This window comes from Caballeronia sp. EK, assembly GCF_014384845.1.
GTDB lineage: Bacteria > Pseudomonadota > Gammaproteobacteria > Burkholderiales > Burkholderiaceae > Caballeronia > Caballeronia jiangsuensis.
Genome location: NZ_JACSUE010000009.1, coordinates 226,730 through 243,799 on the forward strand (window position 1 = coordinate 226,730; position 17,070 = coordinate 243,799).

Below are 17,070 nucleotides of genomic sequence, written 5' to 3' on the forward strand. Positions count from 1 at the left end.
GCCTCGTCAAACCTGTTCGTTGTTGCTGCGTTCGCCCGGCGGCGTGCTTTCCGGTTTCAGCGGCGGCGCCCATGCGGGACGCTGCGCTTCCTGCTCGTCGGTGACGAGATCGCGATCGCCTCGCACCGGATTGCCGAGCATCGGGAAGCCGAGCGCTTCGCGCGAATCGTAATAAGCCTGCGCGACGAGGCGCGACAACGCACGAATGCGGCCGATGTACGCCGCGCGCTCCGTCACGGAAATGGCGCCGCGCGCATCGAGCAGATTGAACGTGTGGCCTGCCTTCAGCACGAGTTCATACGCGGGCAGCGCGAGCTTCGCATCGATCATCTTCTTCGCTTCTTCTTCGTAGCTCTTGAAGAACGTGAAGAGCAGATCGACGTTCGCGTGCTCGAAGTTATACGTGGACTGCTCGACTTCGTTCTGGTGATACACATCGCCATAGGTCAGTTGACGCAGCACGCGGCCGTTCGGGCCATCTTCTTCCCATTCGGTCCAGATGAGGTCGTACACGTTCTCGACCTTCTGCAGATACATCGCGAGACGTTCGAGACCGTAGGTGATTTCGCCGAGCACCGGCTTGCAATCGATACCGCCCGCCTGCTGGAAGTAGGTGAACTGCGTCACTTCCATGCCGTTGAGCCACACTTCCCAGCCGAGACCCCACGCGCCGAGCGTCGGATTCTCCCAGTCGTCCTCGACGAAGCGCACGTCGTTCTGCTTCAGATCGAAGCCGAGCGCTTCGAGCGAGCCGAGGTACAGATCGAGGATGTCTTCAGGCGCGGGCTTCAGCACGACCTGATACTGATAGTAGTGCTGCAGGCGGTTCGGGTTCTCGCCATAGCGGCCGTCCTTCGGGCGGCGCGACGGTTGAACGTAGGCCGCGCGCCACGGCTCGGGGCCGATCGCGCGCAGGAACGTGTGGACGTGCGAGGTGCCCGCGCCGACTTCCATGTCGATCGGCTGGAGGAGCGCGCAGCCCTTTTCGTTCCAGTAGGACTGCAGCGTCAGAATGATTTGCTGGAATGTGAGCATGATTGCCTTGTGCGGGGCGGACGCGGCGCGGCCATCGTCGTGACGACGCGACTCGGAGGCTCGGCCAAAGTGCTGAAACGGAGAATTTTAGCCGAACGGCAGGGCGGGTGCGGCTTTTTGGGAGAAGGGCGGGCCGCGCGAGCCGCGTCGCCCGGTGCGACGCGGCCGCGTTTCAGTCGATGTTCAGCGCGTGCCCGGACGTTTCCGGTTCGGCGCGAACGCGAACCCGAACGCAAGCAACAACAGCGATACCGCGATCACCGTCATGTTCCCGCTCGTCACATACGGCGTGCTGCCCGAGGTTCCTTGCACGTGCGCTTCGAGCACGCCGGTCGTGAAGGTCGGCAGCTTCGACACGACATCGCCGTTCGCCGCGATCACCGCCGTCATGCCGGTGTTGGTGGCGCGCAGCATCGGCCGGCCGGTTTCGATCGATCGCATGCGCGCGATCTGGAGATGCTGATCGAGCGCGATCGTATTGCCGAACCACGCGAGATTCGTCGAGTTGACGAGAATGCCCGCGGGCGTTTCCTGCTCGCGGATCGTGCGCGCGATCTCTTCGCCGAAGATGTCCTCGTAGCAGATATCGACGGCGACCGGCTGGTTGTGCACGATGAACGCCTTCTGCGCGATCGGCCCGCGCGCGAGATCGCCGAGCGGAATGCCCATCAAGCGCACGAACCAGTGAAAGCCGAGCGGCACGAATTCGCCGAAGGGTACGAGATGATGCTTGTCGTAGCGGTACACGCCGTTCACGTGCGGTGTGACGCCGAAGAGGCTGTTGGTGAAATCGGTTGCGCGGCCGTCCGGGAGAATCGTGACGCCGATCGCGCCGAAGAGAATCGACGAATTCGTGTTGTCCGCGAAGTTTCGGATCGCGACGGCGAAGTCCTGAGGAATCTGCACGGACAAAACGGGCAGCGCGGTTTCCGGCGTGACGATCAGATCGGCCGGCTTCTCGGTGATGAGCCGCTGGTAGAGCGCGAGCGATTCATCGACGCCGGCCTGTTCGAACTTCATCTCCTGCTTCACGTTGCCTTGCAGGAGACGCACGTCGAGCGGCGCATTGGCGGGCGTCGTCCATTCGACGAGTGAGAGCAACATGCCCGCGACGATCAGCGCGATGGCCGCGATGCCCGGCGCGTAGGCGAGCCGCCGCGATTTGCGAAAGTGATAGACCGCCTGCACGATCAGCGCGGCGACGAGCGCGAGCACCCAGCCGACACCATACACGCCGACGATCGAGCCGAAGCCCTTGAGCGGTCCGTCGACTTGCGCATAACCGCTCGCGAGCCAGGGAAAGCCCGTGAACACGAGACCGCGCAGCCATTCGCCAAGCGCCCACGCGCTCGCGAACGCAAACGCGCCGTGCCACGTCGGCGCAAAGCGCTGCGAGGCATCGATGTCGCGTGCGGTCGCGATGTCTTCATCGCCGAAGCGCGCGCGGCCCGCGACGAACGACCAGACCACGCTCGACAGCGCCGGATAAATCGCGAGATACAGCGAAAACAGCGCGACGGCAGCCGCGGCGAGCGGCGCGGCCATGCCGCCGTAGACATGCATGCTGACGTAGAGCCACCACACGCCGGTCACGAAGTTGCCGAAGCCGAACGCCCAGCCGGTCGCGGCGGCGCTTCGCCAGTTGTCGGTGCGCGTGAGCCACGCGAAAAACAGCGCGAAGATGACGAGCTCGATCCAGCCGCCGTGCGGCGTCGGTGCGAAGGAGAGCGTATTGACGGCGCCGAGCACGGCGGCGACGAGGTAATGCCAGAAGGGCAATGCGCGCGGCGACTCGGCGATGACGGACGCGTCGCGTTGACGGGAGAGGAAGCGAAACGATGAATCGGCCATTGATGACGGTCGAGATGAAACGAAAGCGTGCGAAGAGAAGATGGCGGGCGCGGATTTTTTCCGACGCCCGCGACGCGCTTAGTCGCGCAATTCGTCTTCGTCGTCGCCTGCGTGATGATGTTGCTGCGCGAGATTCGGCACGCGCCGCACGAGAAGAACGTGAATCTGCCGGGCGTCGCCGCGCAGGATCTCGAACGCGAAATCGTCGATGCGCACCTTCTCGCCGCGATGCGGCACGCGCCCGAAGCGATGGGTGACGAGGCCGCCGATGGTATCGACTTCATCGTCGGAGTAATCGGTGCCGAATTCCTCGTTGAATTGTTCGATGCCGGTCAGCGCGCGCACGCGATACTTGCCGTCCGGCGTCGCGATGATATTGCCGGCTTCTTCGTCGAAATCGTATTCGTCCTCGATGTCGCCGACGATCTGCTCCAGCACGTCTTCGATCGTGATGAGGCCCGCCACGCCGCCGTATTCGTCGACGACGATCGCGATGTGATTGCGGTTCACGCGAAAGTCGTGCAGCAGCACGTTCAGGCGTTTCGACTCGGGAATGAACACGGCGGGGCGCAGCATGCCGCGCACGTCGAATTCTTCTTCGGCGTAGTAGCGCAGCAGATCTTTGGCGAGCAGCACGCCGATGATGTTGTCGCGATTGCCTTCGTACACGGGATAGCGCGAGTGCGCCTTGTCGAGCACGAAGGGGATGAATTCGGCGGGTGTTTCCGCGATGTTGATGGCGTCCATCTGGGCGCGCGGAACCATGATGTCGCGCGCGCAGAGATCGGACACCTGAAAGACGCCTTCGATCATCGAGAGCGAATCGGCGTCGAGCAGGTTGCGCTCGTGCGCGTCCTGGAGCACTTCAAGAAGTTCGTCGCGCGATTCGGGCTCGTGCGAGATGAAATCGGTCAGGCGTTCGAGAAGAGAGCGCTTTTCCACGGGTTTGTCGGTGTGGCGTCGACTGGGATAGGGTTCGTTCATAGCGGAGCGCCCGGGAGTTCCCGGGCGCAGGTTAGCGGAAGTTTAAGCATACACCAAGGAAAAACGCGGGCTGGGTGGCGCGGCGGGCATGTCATGAGCCATGCTAGCCGATAAATATGCGAGAAGTATGTCCGACCCCGAGCGTTAGCCGAACGGACGATGCGCAACGAGAAAGTCATACGGATGCAAAAAGCACGCGCGTCATTTATTTGCCTGCGCCTGACACCGCTTCAACAGCGCTTCGAGCGCCCGATCCGGCATCCCGCTTTCGCGCAGCGCCTCGACGGTCCGGCTGACGTAATCCAGCGTCGTGCCGTAGCGACCGCTCGCACAGCCGAGCACGGTGCGCACGATCGGATCGGCGAGTTTGCCGGTATAGGAAGTCGCATCCCGGCGCATCACGAACGCAAGCGCCTCGACGCGCCGTCCGTCCGCGAGCGTGCAGGGCAGCCACGCGGGCCGATACGAAGCCATCGCCATTTCGCGCCGCCACAGCACCTGAAGATGCTCGATCGCATCGGCGCCCGCGAGCCTGAACGCCATGCCGGTGCACGAGCCGCCACGATCGAGCGCCAGCACGAGGCCGGGCTGTTCCGGCGTGCCGCGATTCACGCGCGACCACAGATAAAGCCCGCGATGGTAGCCATGCACCTTGCCGCGCACGGCTTCGAGCGTCGGCAAGCCAGGGTTCCAGATCAGCGAGCCATAACCGAAGAGCCATAAATCCGACGTCCGGTCCCAATGAACGAGCGCCGCGTCGCGCGACGCGGCCAGCTCCTCGTCCGTCAGCAGCGCGGATTCGCCGAGCGCGGGCGGATAGTCCGGGCAGGGCGCGGGCGTCGGATCGACTTCGGAAAGTGCGGGTTGCGCGGGTTCGGGCGTCTTGTCGTTCACGGCGCGTTCAAAACATCGAGGACATCGACCGGCTTCAGGTCAAAGGCACGTAAGGATCGGAAAATCCCAGAGACTGCATGATATCCGTCTCGATGGATTCCATCTCTTGCGCTTCGCTTTCGACTTCGTGGTCGTAGCCCTGCGCATGCAGCGTGCCGTGGACGATCAGGTGCGCATAGTGCGCGGCAAGCGGCTTGCCCTGTTCGTCCGCCTCGCGCTCGACGACCGGGCAGCACAGAATCAGATCGCCCGCGACGGGATCGTCCTCGGATTCCGCGTAGGCGAACGTGAGCACGTTCGTCGCGTAATCCTTCTGCCGATACGTGCGATTGAGCATCCGGCCTTCTTCCTCATCGACGAAGCGCACGGTCAGTTCGGCATCGGCGAAAAGCGCAGCCTTGATCCAGCGAGCGACCGTCGCGCGCGGCAGGATCGCCTTGTGCGACGGATACGCTTTTGCCGCCGGGAACTGCATCGTCAAAGCGAGGCGTGGCTTCATTCGGGTTTTTGCTGCAATGACTGCGCGACGCGCGCCGCCTCGGCGAGCGCGGCATCTTTCTGCGATTGCGCGTCGTAAGCCTCGACGATGCGCGCGACGAGCGGGTGCCGCACCACATCCGCCGACGTGAAGTGCGTGATCGCGATGCCGCGCACTTCCGACAGCACGTGCTGCGCCTCGATCAGCCCGCTCTTGTGGCCGCGCGGCAGATCGACCTGCGTGGTATCGCCGGTGACGACCGCCTTCGAGCCGAAGCCGATACGCGTGAGGAACATCTTCATCTGTTCGGGCGTGGTGTTCTGCGCCTCGTCGAGAATGATGAACGCGTGATTCAGCGTGCGCCCGCGCATGTACGCGAGCGGCGCGATCTCGATCATCTGGCGCTCGAACATCTTCGCGGTCTTGTCGAAGCCGAGCAGGTCGTAAAGCGCGTCATACAGAGGACGCAGATACGGATCGACCTTCTGCGCGAGATCGCCCGGCAGGAAGCCGAGCCGCTCGCCCGCTTCGACGGCCGGCCGCGTCAGCACGATGCGCTTCACCTGATCGCGTTCGAGCGCATCGACCGCGCAAGCAACCGCGAGATACGTCTTGCCCGTGCCCGCCGGCCCGATGCCGAACGTCACGTCGTGCGCGATGATCTGCTTCAGATATTCGCGCTGCGCCGGCGTGCGGCCGCGCAGATCGGCGCGCCGCGTGTAGAGCTTCGGACCGTGGTCTTCGTCGTCGCCGAGGTCGATCGTCGCGCTCGGTTCATCGAAAGGATGATCCGGATCGCCACGAAAACGCGGATCGATCTCGCCTTCTTCGCCGTTGGCTTCACGCGCATCCCTCGCGCGGCGCGTCGCATGGCGCGCCTCGACGAGTGCAAGCTGAATGTCGTCGACGGAAATCGGATCGCGCGCGCGGTTGTAGAAGTTCTCGAGCGCCGCGAGCGCGACTTTCGCGCCACGGCCACGAATCGCGATCTTGTGGCCGCGTCGCGAAAGCGTCACGTCGAGCGCCTGCTCGATCTGCCGCAGGTTTTCGTCGAGCGGGCCGCAGAGGTTGGCGAGCCGCGCGTTGTCCTCGCGCGGTGCGGTGAATTCCAGATGCTGCGTAGGAGCGTTCTTCAAGGTGAACTTGAGTTCCTTTCTTTAGTGCGTCAGCTCGGGCGCCATGACCAGTTCGCCGCGCAGCGAATGCGGATACGCGTGCACGATCTTCACGTCGATCATCTGGCCGATCAGCCGCGCGTGCGACTCGGCCGGCGCGGGGAAATTGACGACGCGGTTGTTCTGCGTGCGCCCGGCCAGCTCGTTCGGGTCCTTGCGCGCGGGCCGCTCGACCAGAATACGCTCGACTTTACCAACCATCGACGCGCTGATGCGCTGCACGTTTTCCTCGATGGTCGCCTGCAAATGTTGCAGACGCTTGAGCTTCACTTCGCGCGGTGTGTCGTCGTGCAGGTTTGCTGCGGGCGTGCCGGGACGCGGGCTGTAGATGAACGAAAAACTCGTGTCGTAGCTCATCTCGTCGACGAGCGCCATCATCTTGTTGAAATCGTCCTCGGTCTCGCCGGGGAAACCGACGATGAAGTCCGTCGACAGCGACAAATCCGGACGAATCGCACGAAGCTTGCGGATGACCGACTTGTACTCGATCACGCTATAGCCGCGCTTCATCGCCATCAGAATGCGGTCCGAGCCGTGCTGCACCGGCAAATGCAGATGCGAGACGAGCTTCGGCACTTTCGCGTAGGTGTCGATGAGGCGCTGCGTGAATTCCTTCGGATGCGAGGTCGTATAGCGAATGCGTTCGATGCCCGGCACCTCCGCAACGTACTCGATGAGCGTCGCGAAATCCGCGATGTCGTGCGAGCCCAAGGTCAGCGCGCCGCGATAGGCGTTCACGTTCTGGCCGAGCAGCGTGACTTCGCGCACGCCCTGATCGGCGAGGCCGGCGATCTCGGTGAGCACGTCGTCGAGCGGGCGCGAGACTTCCTCGCCGCGCGTGTAGGGCACGACACAATAGCTGCAATATTTCGAGCAGCCTTCCATGATCGACACGAACGCGCTCGGTCCATCGACTCGCGCGGGCGGCAGATGATCGAACTTCTCGATTTCCGGGAACGTGATGTCGACCTGCGCGCGGCCGGTGGCGCGGCGCTGATCGATCATCGCGGGCAGGCGATGCAGCGTCTGCGGACCGAACACGAGATCGACATACGGCGCGCGCGCGACGATCGACGCGCCTTCCTGGCTCGCGACGCAACCGCCGACGCCGATCAGCAGATTCGGGTTCGCTTCCTTCAGCTCGCGCACGCGGCCGAGATCGGAGAACACTTTCTCCTGGGCTTTTTCGCGCACCGAGCACGTGTTGAAGAGAATGACGTCCGCGTCTTCGGGCGTGTCCGTCTTGACGAGTCCTTCTGCCGCGCCGAGTACGTCGACCATCTTGTCGGAGTCGTACTCGTTCATCTGGCAGCCGAAGGTCTTTACATAAACTTTTTTGGTCATGAATCGTCGCCGGTCACAGTGGTTGATCTGGGGGCGCTGGTAAAGGGGATTGAAGGAGTTTCGCGGACTTCTACCGTGATCTGCCCGCTTTTTGCTGTAATTTAGCCCGATATTATAGCGCCGACGGCAATTTCTGACGCGATGGGCGCGGCTCGGGCGGATACGCCAGATCGCCGAGCAATTCGTGCGTCGTTTTCTCGAAACGCGCGACCAGAAAATCCAGCAGCACGCGCACGCGCGGCGCCATGTAGCGGTTCGCGTGGAAGAGGGCGTGAACGGCGGCCTCGTGCGTGCACCAGTCGGGCAGCACCATCTTCAGCGTGCCGGCGCGCACGTCGGCGGCGATATCCCAGATCGATTTATGCGCGATGCCGTGGCCCGCGAGCGCCCACGCGCGGGTCATCGCGCCGTCGTTGGTTTCCCAGGCGTCCGCGAGCGGGATCGTGTACGCGTAGCGCTCGTCGCCACGGACGAAATCGAGCTCGTTGAGCGGCCCGCTTGCCGTGACCACGACGACGAAATCGTGACCCATCAACTCCGCGGGCGTCCTGGGCACGCCCTTGCGCGCGAGATACTCGGGCGATGCGCACAGCACGCGTCGATTCGGCGCGAGCGCGCGCGCGGCGAGTCCGCTGTCGGGCGGTGCGCCGAAGCGAATCGCCAGATCGATCTCCTCCAGCAACAGATTCGATACCGAATCCGACAGCGTGAGCGCGAATCTCACGTCCGGATGCAGCGCGCTGAATTCGTCGATCCAGCCGCGCAGCATCGAGCGCCCGAAATTCGACGTCGCCGAGATGCGCACTTTGCCGCGCACGACGTTCTGACCGGCCTGCAACGCGGCTTCGGCGTCGTCGATCGCCTGCAGCGCGATCCGGCAGTGCTGCAGATACAAGCGGCCTTCGTCGGTGACGCGCAACTGGCGCGTCGTGCGCTCGAAAAGCCGCGTGTGCAGCGCTTTTTCCAGCTTGATGAGCCGTGCGCTCGCCGCAGCCGGCGACAGTCCGAGCTTGCGCCCCGCCGCCGACAGACTGCCCGCCGCGGCCGCTTCCACGAAAAGGCGCATGTCGCCGAGCCGATCCATCGTCATTTTCAAATCCAGTTTGATAATGATTCAAAGGGTAGACCAATTCTCAAAGCAACGCATAGCCCGCAAAATGCCGCCTAAGCGTTAACCCTTTGAGGAGCATTTGCGTCATGCAACTCGATCACGTCACCCTCGTCGCGCCCGACTGCGATGCGTTCATGCGCTTCTTCGTCGATATCGCCGGGATGCGAGTCGGGCCACGGCCGCCTTTCGGCGTCGGCGGCTACTGGCTTTATCTCGGCGCGCGGCCGGCGGTGCATCTGGTCGCCTCGGGCGTCGTGGATTCGCATCCCGCTGAACGGCCGGGCGCGACGCGCATCGACCATCTGGCGCTGCGCGTCGACGACGAAGCCGAGTGGCGCGCATTGCTCGAACGTCTCGATTGCCACGGCTATGCCTACCAGTTCGCCGAAGTGCCGCTCGCTCGCGAGCTTCAGCTCTTCGTGCGGCTGGGCCCGGGCGTGGTCGTCGAATTCGTGACCGCCCAATTCTGATCCGGAGCCACCATGCCTCTTCCTCTTCTCGCGCTGGCGATCAGCGCCTTCGCCATCGGCACGACGGAGTTCGTCATCATGGGCCTGCTGCCCAACGTCGCGCACGATCTGTCCGTCTCGATTCCGTCAGCGGGCCTGCTCGTCACCGGATACGCGCTCGGCGTCGCAGTCGGCGCGCCGCTGCTCGCCGTGCTGACGAGCAAGCTGCCGCGCAAGCTCGCGCTGCAGGGGCTCATGCTCGTGTTCATCGTCGGCAACGTGCTGTGCGCGGTCGCGCCGGACTATGGCCTGCTGATGGCCGCGCGCGTCGTGACGTCGTTCGCGCACGGCTCGTTCTTCGGCATCGGCGCGGTCGTGGCCGCGTCGCTCGTGCCGGCGGACAAGCGCGCGAGCGCCATCGCGCTGATGTTCACCGGGCTCACGCTCGCGAACGTGCTGGGCGTGCCGTTCGGGACGTTCATCGGTCAGGAACTGGGATGGCGCGCGACGTTCTGGATCGTTGCGGGCCTGGGCGTGCTTTCCGCGCTCGGCGTGACCGCGCTCGTGCCGAATCGCCACGATGCGGCGCCGAGCGGACTCGGACGCGAAGTGCGTGTGCTGCGCGACGGCCAGGTCTGGCTCGCGCTCTCGATGACCGTGCTCGGTTTCGGCGGCGTGTTCGTCGTGTTCACGTATATCGCGCCGATTCTCGAACAGGTCGGCGGTTTCTCGCCGCGCGCCGTCACGCTGATTCTGGTGCTGTTCGGCGTCGGGCTGACGATCGGCAATACGATCGGCGGCAAACTCGCCGATCGCGCGCTGATGCCTTCGCTGATGGGCATTCTGTTCGCGCTCGCGATCATCATGGCCGTCTTCGCGAAGACGAGCCACAGTCAGATCGGCGCGATCGTCACGATTTTCGTGTGGGGCATCGCTGCGTTCGCGACGGTGCCGCCGCTGCAGGCGCGCGTCGTCGAGAAGGCGAAGGACGCGCCGAATCTCGCGTCGACACTCAATATCGGCGCGTTCAACGTCGGCAATGCGGGCGGCGCGTGGCTCGGCGGCGCGGTGCTCACGCATGGTCACGGACTCGATGCGCTCCCGTGGGCGGCAGCGGTGGTCGCGCTCGCGGCCCTCGCGGTGACATGGTTCGCCGCGCGGCTGGACGCGCCGCGCATTACATCCGAAGTAAAAGCAGCCGACGCTTGCTGAACGCTTATCATGTTGGCTCAACAAAATTCGAGCCAACATGATCGATCATCTCATCTGCGATTGCGACGGCGTGCTCGTCGATAGCGAAGTCATCGCGGATCGCGTGATGCTGGACGTCCTAACCGAGACGTTTCCCGGCATCGACTTCAAACCGGCCGTCAAGACGGCTTTCGGGCAGCAGACTTCGCGCTTCCTGACTTATCTGGAGACGAAGTTCGGCGTCGTGATGCCGCCGGATTTCGTCAACACGATCGAGGCGCGCGTCGCGGTGGAACTCGCGCGCTCGGTCGGACCGATCGCCGGCGTGCGCGCGGCGCTCGAAGCTTGCGGCTTGCCGGTCGCGGTGGTGTCGAACAGCCGTCTTGAGCGCGTGCGCGCGTCGGTGCGGCGCGCGGGCCTGGACGAAGTCGTCGGCGCGCGCGTGTTCAGCGCGCAGCAGGTCGAACGGCCGAAGCCTTATCCCGATGTCTATCTGCTCGCGGCGCGCACGCTCGATGTCGCGCCAGAGCGCTGTCTCGTCGTGGAAGACAGCGTCGCCGGGCTGACGGCGGCACGCGCGGCGGGCATGAAGACCATCGCGTTCGTCGGTGCGAGCCACATTCCGTCCGGCTACGCGCAGGTGCTGCGCGAAACCGGCATCACACGGATCATGGAGCACATGGACGAACTTCCCGGACTCGTCGCCGCGGGCGTGCGCGGGGATTTCGGCGACGTGCTGTCCTGAGCGCTTAGCGACTCAGGCCGCTTCTTCCACGGTCTCGCGCGCCGCTGCGAGCGCCGTGCGGAATTCGACCAGTTCCGCGATGGTCAGCATCGGCAGGCGGTGCTCCTGCGCGAAGCGCTCGACTTGCTCGCCACGCGTCATCGTGCCGTCCGGGTTCATCAGTTCGCACAGCACGACTGCGGGCTTGAGTCCCGCGAGAATCGCCAGATCGACGGTGCCTTCCGTGTGGCCGCGCCGTGCGAGCACACCGCCCGGCATCGCGCGCAGCGGGAAGACGTGGCCCGGCCGGACGATATCGCCAGGCTTCGCATGATCGGCGATGGCCGCGCGAATCGTCGTCACGCGATCTGCCGCCGACACGCCCGTCGTCACACCTTCCCGTGCTTCGATCGACACCGTGAACGCGGTGCCGTAGCGGCTGCCGTTGGCGGCGGCCATCGGCGGGAGTTCGAGCGCGCGCACTCGCTCGTCAGGAAGGCACAGGCACACGATGCCGCTGCATTCGCGGATCAGAAGGGCCATGGTGGCGTCGGTGAGTTTCTCGGCGGCGACGATCAGATCGGCTTCGTTTTCGCGATCGTCATCGTCCTGCAAGACGACGGGGCGGCCTTCGCGCATGGCGTCGAGCGCTGCGGCGATACGCGGCGGAACATCGAACGAAGCGAGCTGGGAAAGATCGGCAAAGGCGTCGTTAGCGATGACGGCGGGTGCGGCGAACGACAGGCTGTTGCTGGTTTGGGTCGGGGACATGTGAAACGCTCTCGCGAGAAAATTAAGCGAAAAACGTTTCAGGGCATTGCAAACAGACAGAACGACACCCCACGGCGACACGCCCGAAGGCGCGGCGTCGTCCGGTTCGGCGCGATGCAAGAATCGCCAAGGGGAACGGACATGACCATCTGCACATCTTCTCTCATCCGGACTGTGACCGTCGGCTCTGGCATTTCACCAGATCTGCTGACCCCGCGCATGTTGCCGGCGCGGGCGCTCGCGGGCTCATGGTCCGGCCGCGAAGCCTCGCCACATACCGCCGGTGGGGAATTACACCCCGCCCTGAAGACGTACTGAATGCTGCGGGGCCGAAGCCTCGACAGCTTTTTTAGGATACCGCACGCCAGCGATTTTTGCACCGCCGCATGGCGCGGCGTTCCGGAAAACGACATGAGCGGTTCGGCTTCGCTAGCTGTCGGCCCATACCTTCGCCGCGTGGACCGCGCGTTGCCATCCGGCGAGACAGGACTCGATGTCCGGTTCCGGCATCGACGGACTGAACCGGCGCTCCAGTTGCCATTGCGCCTTGAGTTCATCGACATCCTTCCAGTAGCCGACCGCGAGCCCTGCGAGATACGCCGCGCCGAGCGCCGTCGTTTCCGCGATGCGCGGGCGTGCGACTTCGACGCCGAGGATGTCGGCCTGAAACTGCATCAGCAGATTGTTCGCGCAGGCGCCGCCATCGACGCGCAATTCGCCGATGCGCATGCCCGAGTCCGCTTCCATTGCCTTGAGCACGTCGAGCGACTGATAGGCGATCGAATCGAGCGCCGCGCGCGCGATGTGACCTGATGTCGTGCCGCGCGTGACGCCGAAGAGCGTTCCGCGTGCGCGCGCGTTCCAGTGCGGCGCGCCGAGCCCGGCGAATGCGGGCACGAGATAGACGCCGTCGCTATGCGGCACGCCACGCGCGAGCGTTTCGATTTCGCTTGCGTGGCGAATCAGGCCGAGCCCGTCGCGCAGCCATTGCACGACCGCGCCCGCGATGAAGATGCTGCCTTCGAGCGCGTAATTGACCTCATCGCCGATCTGCCAGGCGATTGTCGTGACGAGGTTGTTGCGTGACTCGATCGGCTTGTCGCCCGTATTCATGACGAGAAAGCAGCCGGTGCCGTAGGTGTTCTTCACCATGCCGGAATCCGTGCACATCTGTCCGAAGAGGGCCGCGTGCTGATCGCCGGCAAGCGACGCGAGCGGGACGTCCGCGGCGAACACCGTGCCTCGCGTCGTGCCGTACACCTCGGACGACGGGCGCACTTCGGGCAGCATGCTGCGCGGTATGTCGAGCGCGTCGAGCAGTTCGTCGTCCCAGTGTCGCTCATGAATGTTGAAGAGCATGGTGCGCGATGCATTCGTGATGTCCGTGACATGCAGTCCCTGGCGCGTGAAATTCCATACGAGCCAGCTATCGACGGTGCCGAACGCGAGTCGTCCTTGCTTCGCCTTGTCGCGGGCGCCCTCGATGTTGTCGAGAATCCAGCGGATCTTCGTCGCCGAGAAGTATGCGTCGATGGGAAGTCCCGTCTTCCCGCGCACCATTGCTTCGAGGCCGCGCGATTTGAGCTCGTCGCAGGAGCCGGCCGTACGACGGTCCTGCCAGACGATTGCGTTGTAGATCGGCTTGCCTGTCTCGCGGTCCCAGACGATCGTGGTTTCGCGCTGATTCGTGATGCCCACCGCCGCGATCGACGAAGCGCTCTCGCCCGCGCGTGTGACGGCTTCGGCGGCGACGCCGGCCTGCGTCGACCAGATCTCCTGCGGATCGTGCTCGACCCAGCCAGCTTGCGGATAAATCTGCTGGAATTCTTTCTGCGCCACGGACACGACGTTGCCGTTTCTATCGAACAGCATGGCGCGCGAACTGGTCGTGCCCTGGTCGAGCGCGAGAATGTACTGATCCTGCATGGTCTCCTCCGATTTGAGCCGACATCGACGCGTCGTGCCGCGCCAGCCGATGTCCGTTTGCGCAATTTATCGGAGCGAGGCCACGCGGACAACCTGGCCCAATGGCATAGGCCGCGTGACACATCTCGCTAGAACGTCATTCGGCCTATGCCGTTCGGCCGAGTAGCGCGACGGTTCCGTTCGTCCGATACTGGCGGCACGAAATGCGATCGAAGGTGAGTGCCATGCGAATGCTGTGGGTTTCAGGCGCGCTGAGTGCGGCGTTGCTGGCGGGCTGCGTGGGAACACCCAGTCTGGACGGAACGATGGGCGCGCCCTCGTTCAGTGCGCTGCAGGGCATGTGCGGGACGTCCCTGGTCGATTACGGCGCGGATGCGCAGTCGGTCTACTCGACCTTTTACGACGCCTATGTGGCTGAGCGACGCGGTGGTCTGTCCAGGGAGCGATTCTGTGCGTTTCAGACGGCGATCGCCGAGCGATATCGCTCCTATCAGGCGAATCCCGGTCTCGAGGCGCAAAGCGCGTGGGCGAGTTTCTTCCTGGATCAGCGAGCACAGGCGCTGAGCTGGCGTGCCGCGGTCGACCCGACCCTGCGTGCCGGCTGAAGTGATCCGTTGAGAGATATCAGAGGAGGTGAAGCGGACGCGGCCGAGGGCCGCGTCCCGAGCCCTGCTACGCGTGCTACGAGTAACGCTTGAAAGCCTTGACGGTCGAATCGCCGGTGGCGGTGAGGCGCCATTGCTGGCGTCCGGATGCGAGATTTTCGAGTTGAACGAGCTGACGTTCGAGCAGAGCGTCGAGCTCCTGGCGTTCCATGTCGACCTGATTGGGTGCTTCCTGAACCAGTAGCAGCGTGGCAAATTCGTGCGGACTCAGCATTGTGTTCTCCATGACGACCGAACGGCATAAGCAGCCGGCTTTGTAAGCCGGATCTTTTTGCTTCGAAACGTTGTACGGGAAAACTGAAAAAACGCCGGGCAAACGCATTGAATTCTTGTACTGCGGATGCCGGGAATTGGGATTGTAGGCAAGTGTCTGACAAGTGCCAAATTCGCGTTGAAAATTTTCGCTTTGACTTTTTCCGGCTGCGGAAGCGGTCCATCGCTTACGCAAATTCGGAGAATCAACTTGAAGTTCGTGCGGCGGCGCACACAAGCAAGGTGCTCTGGAAGCGCACCGGTCGGTGCGAAGGCCCAGAAGGAATTCATGCGCCAATTTCATTAATTTATACGATAAATGAATTTGTTTCGGATTAAGCGGACAATGCAATATTCCTCTTTTGCCCGGCTGGCTCACATAATCGCCCGCCGTGTTCTGCCCGCAGGAATTTTGGACTTCATTCGATGACTCGCTTCAACTGGCAAAACCCCTATCCCACGCCGCGCCTGCCGGTGTTCGCCCGCAATATCGTCTCGACTTCGCATCCGCTGGCCGCGCAGGCCGGCCTGCGCATGTTGTGGAAGGGCGGCAATGCCGTCGACGCGGCCATCGCTGCTGCGGCGGCGATCACCGTGGTCGAACCCGTGTCATGCGGGCTGGGCGGCGACGCTTTTGCGCTGGTCTGGGACGGCCAGAAGCTGCACGGTCTGAACGCGTCGGGCGTGTCGCCGGCGGCGTGGAACGTCGACTACTTCCGCCGCAAGTACGGCGAGGAGAACGGACTCGCCCGTCAACCCAAGCGCGGCTGGGATGCAGTGACGGTGCCGGGCGTCATCGCCGGATGGGAGGCGCTGCATTCGAAGTTCGGCTCGCTGCCCTTCGCGGATCTGATGGAGCCGGCCATCGAGATTGCGGAACGCGGTCATGCGGTGGCGAGCATCGTCGCGTACAAGTGGGCGGCGGCGGTGCCCGAGCTCGAGGATCAGCCGGGCTTCGCGGATGTGTTCATGCCGCGCGGCCGCGCGCCCGAGGTGAGCGAACTCGTGCGCTTTCCTGGCCACGCGAAGACGCTGCGCCTGCTCGCGCAGCATGGTCCGCGCGCGTTCTACGAAGGCGAGAGCGCGGAGCGCATCGCCGCATTCGCACGGGAGGGCGGCGCCGCGCTGACGATGGACGACCTGCGCAACTATCGCGCGGACTGGGTTGAGCCGATCAGCAAGGACTATCGCGGCTACACCGTGCATGAGATTCCGCCCAACGGGCAGGGCATCGCGGCGCTCATCGCGCTCGGTATTCTCGACAAGTTCGATGTGAGCGCGCTGAACGTGGATCGCATCGAGTCGCAGCATTTGCAGATCGAGGCGATGAAGCTCGCCTTCGCCGACGTCTATCGCTACGTCGCCGATCCGCGTTCCATGGAAGTGACGCCCGAGCAGATGCTCGACGACGCGTATCTGACGGAGCGCGCGAAGCTCATCGACCCGTCGAAGGCGACGCAGTTCGACTTCGGCATGCCGAAGGCGGGGGGCACCATCTACATGTCGGTCGCCGACGAGCGCGGCATGATGGTGAGCTTCATCCAGTCGAACTACATGGGCTTCGGTTCGGGCGTGGTCGTGCCCGATACGGGTATCGCACTGCAGAACCGCGGCTGCGGTTTCTCGATGGATCCAAAGTCCGCGAACGTCGTGGAAGGCGGAAAGCGCCCGTTCCACACGATCATCCCGGCGTTCCTCACGCAGGAAGTCAATGGCAAGCGCGAAGCCGTCATGAGCTTCGGCGTGATGGGCGGCGACATGCAGCCGCAAGGGCACTTGCAATCGGTCGTGCGCATGCTCGACTACGGCCAGCAGCCGCAGGCCGCGTGCGACGCGCCGCGCTGGAAGGTGAATCGCGATTTCACGATCGACATCGAGGCCACGCTCGATCTCGAAACCGCGCGTGCGCTCGAAGGCCTCGGCCACACGATCAAGTCCGTCGACGATCCGTACATGGACTTCGGTTCGGGCCAATACATCTGGAAGCTCGATCGCAACGATCCCGAGCGCGGATATGTCGCGGCAAGCGACAGCCGGCGCGACGGACTCGCGGCGGGCTTCTAAAGCCATCATCGGAGACCGCACATTGAGCGGTCTCTGTTCATAAAAAGACCGCATCGATCGCTGCGACTTTGCAGGCGACAGGGATACGCACGCCCGTATCCACGATGGGGAAGCAGGGGGAGGAGAAATCATGAACCAACAAACGTATGGAGCGCG

At 63.9% G+C, this 17,070-nt stretch carries 16 protein-coding genes and 1 riboswitch; of the genes, 5 read left to right on the forward strand and 11 right to left on the reverse strand.

Translation table 11 applies throughout. The features are described 5' to 3' along the window. Positions 1 to 6 precede the first annotated feature (6 nt). From glyQ to IAG25_RS26975, 8 genes are all read right to left on the reverse strand, one after another. Positions 7 to 1,035: a glycine--tRNA ligase subunit alpha gene (gene glyQ / locus IAG25_RS26940; RefSeq protein ID WP_075583802.1), complete on the reverse strand. Its 1,029-nt coding sequence runs from the start codon at positions 1,033 to 1,035 to the stop codon at positions 7 to 9. Between the two features lie 183 nt (positions 1,036 to 1,218). Continuing rightward, a complete protein-coding gene (gene lnt, locus IAG25_RS26945; RefSeq protein ID WP_187607543.1) occupies positions 1,219 to 2,886 on the reverse strand; it encodes an apolipoprotein N-acyltransferase in 1,668 nt (555 codons plus the stop codon). Positions 2,887 to 2,964: 78 nt separating this feature from the next. Beyond that, the gene (locus IAG25_RS26950; RefSeq protein WP_035497772.1) at positions 2,965 to 3,870 is read right to left on the reverse strand and encodes an HlyC/CorC family transporter; all 906 of its coding nucleotides are present in this window, start codon (positions 3,868 to 3,870) and stop codon (positions 2,965 to 2,967) included. Positions 3,871 to 4,071: 201 nt separating this feature from the next. Continuing rightward, positions 4,072 to 4,764: a gamma-glutamylcyclotransferase gene (locus tag IAG25_RS26955; RefSeq protein ID WP_187607544.1), complete on the reverse strand. Its 693-nt coding sequence runs from the start codon at positions 4,762 to 4,764 to the stop codon at positions 4,072 to 4,074. Positions 4,765 to 4,798: 34 nt separating this feature from the next. Next, a complete protein-coding gene (gene ybeY / locus IAG25_RS26960; protein WP_187607545.1) occupies positions 4,799 to 5,263 on the reverse strand; it encodes an rRNA maturation RNase YbeY in 465 nt (154 codons plus the stop codon). Further along, a complete protein-coding gene (locus tag IAG25_RS26965) occupies positions 5,260 to 6,378 on the reverse strand; it encodes a PhoH family protein (protein ID WP_187607546.1) in 1,119 nt (372 codons plus the stop codon). The genes ybeY and IAG25_RS26965 overlap by 4 nt, the downstream gene beginning before the upstream one ends. 21 nt (positions 6,379 to 6,399) lie before the next feature. Next, on the reverse strand, positions 6,400 to 7,761 hold the full coding sequence (miaB, locus tag IAG25_RS26970) for a tRNA (N6-isopentenyl adenosine(37)-C2)-methylthiotransferase MiaB (protein WP_187607547.1): 1,362 nt from the start codon (positions 7,759 to 7,761) through the stop codon (positions 6,400 to 6,402). 112 nt (positions 7,762 to 7,873) lie between these two features. Further along, positions 7,874 to 8,845: a LysR family transcriptional regulator gene (locus IAG25_RS26975; protein WP_222946665.1), complete on the reverse strand. Its 972-nt coding sequence runs from the start codon at positions 8,843 to 8,845 to the stop codon at positions 7,874 to 7,876. A gap of 113 nt (positions 8,846 to 8,958) precedes the next feature. Here IAG25_RS26975 and IAG25_RS26980 point away from each other — a divergent pair, with 113 nt between their 5' ends. From IAG25_RS26980 to IAG25_RS26990, 3 genes are read left to right on the forward strand one after another with little or no spacing between them, the layout of a single operon-like run. Then, positions 8,959 to 9,342 carry a VOC family protein gene (locus tag IAG25_RS26980; protein WP_187607549.1) on the forward strand — a complete coding sequence of 128 codons (384 nt, stop codon included), beginning with the start codon at positions 8,959 to 8,961 and terminating at the stop codon, positions 9,340 to 9,342. Positions 9,343 to 9,354: 12 nt separating this feature from the next. Then, entirely contained in the window at positions 9,355 to 10,533 is a 1,179-nt protein-coding gene (locus tag IAG25_RS26985; RefSeq protein WP_035497778.1) for an MFS transporter, read from the forward strand. A gap of 37 nt (positions 10,534 to 10,570) precedes the next feature. Next, a complete protein-coding gene (locus IAG25_RS26990) occupies positions 10,571 to 11,257 on the forward strand; it encodes an HAD family hydrolase (protein WP_187607550.1) in 687 nt (228 codons plus the stop codon). Between the two features lie 12 nt (positions 11,258 to 11,269). Here the strand turns inward: IAG25_RS26990 and ribB are convergent, their stop codons facing one another. Both ribB and glpK read right to left on the reverse strand, forming a co-directional pair. After that, on the reverse strand, positions 11,270 to 12,007 hold the full coding sequence (gene ribB, locus IAG25_RS26995) for a 3,4-dihydroxy-2-butanone-4-phosphate synthase (protein WP_187607551.1): 738 nt from the start codon (positions 12,005 to 12,007) through the stop codon (positions 11,270 to 11,272). A 151-nt stretch (positions 12,008 to 12,158) separates the two neighbouring features. Beyond that, a riboswitch (FMN riboswitch) is annotated at positions 12,159 to 12,322 on the reverse strand. Positions 12,323 to 12,436: 114 nt separating this feature from the next. Further along, positions 12,437 to 13,933 carry a glycerol kinase GlpK gene (gene glpK, locus IAG25_RS27000; protein WP_187607552.1) on the reverse strand — a complete coding sequence of 499 codons (1,497 nt, stop codon included), beginning with the start codon at positions 13,931 to 13,933 and terminating at the stop codon, positions 12,437 to 12,439. 224 nt (positions 13,934 to 14,157) lie between these two features. On the opposite strand from glpK, the gene IAG25_RS27005 reads away from it, so the two are divergent. Beyond that, positions 14,158 to 14,538: a hypothetical protein gene (locus tag IAG25_RS27005; protein WP_187607553.1), complete on the forward strand. Its 381-nt coding sequence runs from the start codon at positions 14,158 to 14,160 to the stop codon at positions 14,536 to 14,538. Positions 14,539 to 14,614: 76 nt separating this feature from the next. Here the strand turns inward: IAG25_RS27005 and IAG25_RS27010 are convergent, their stop codons facing one another. Continuing rightward, entirely contained in the window at positions 14,615 to 14,812 is a 198-nt protein-coding gene (locus IAG25_RS27010; protein WP_035497782.1) for a hypothetical protein, read from the reverse strand. A 464-nt stretch (positions 14,813 to 15,276) separates the two neighbouring features. Between IAG25_RS27010 and ggt the strand changes: the two genes are divergently transcribed. Then, complete coding sequence (gene ggt / locus IAG25_RS27015; RefSeq protein ID WP_187607554.1) at positions 15,277 to 16,914, forward strand: gamma-glutamyltransferase; 1,638 nt, start codon at positions 15,277 to 15,279, stop codon at positions 16,912 to 16,914. The last annotated feature ends 156 nt before the right edge of the window (positions 16,915 to 17,070 follow it).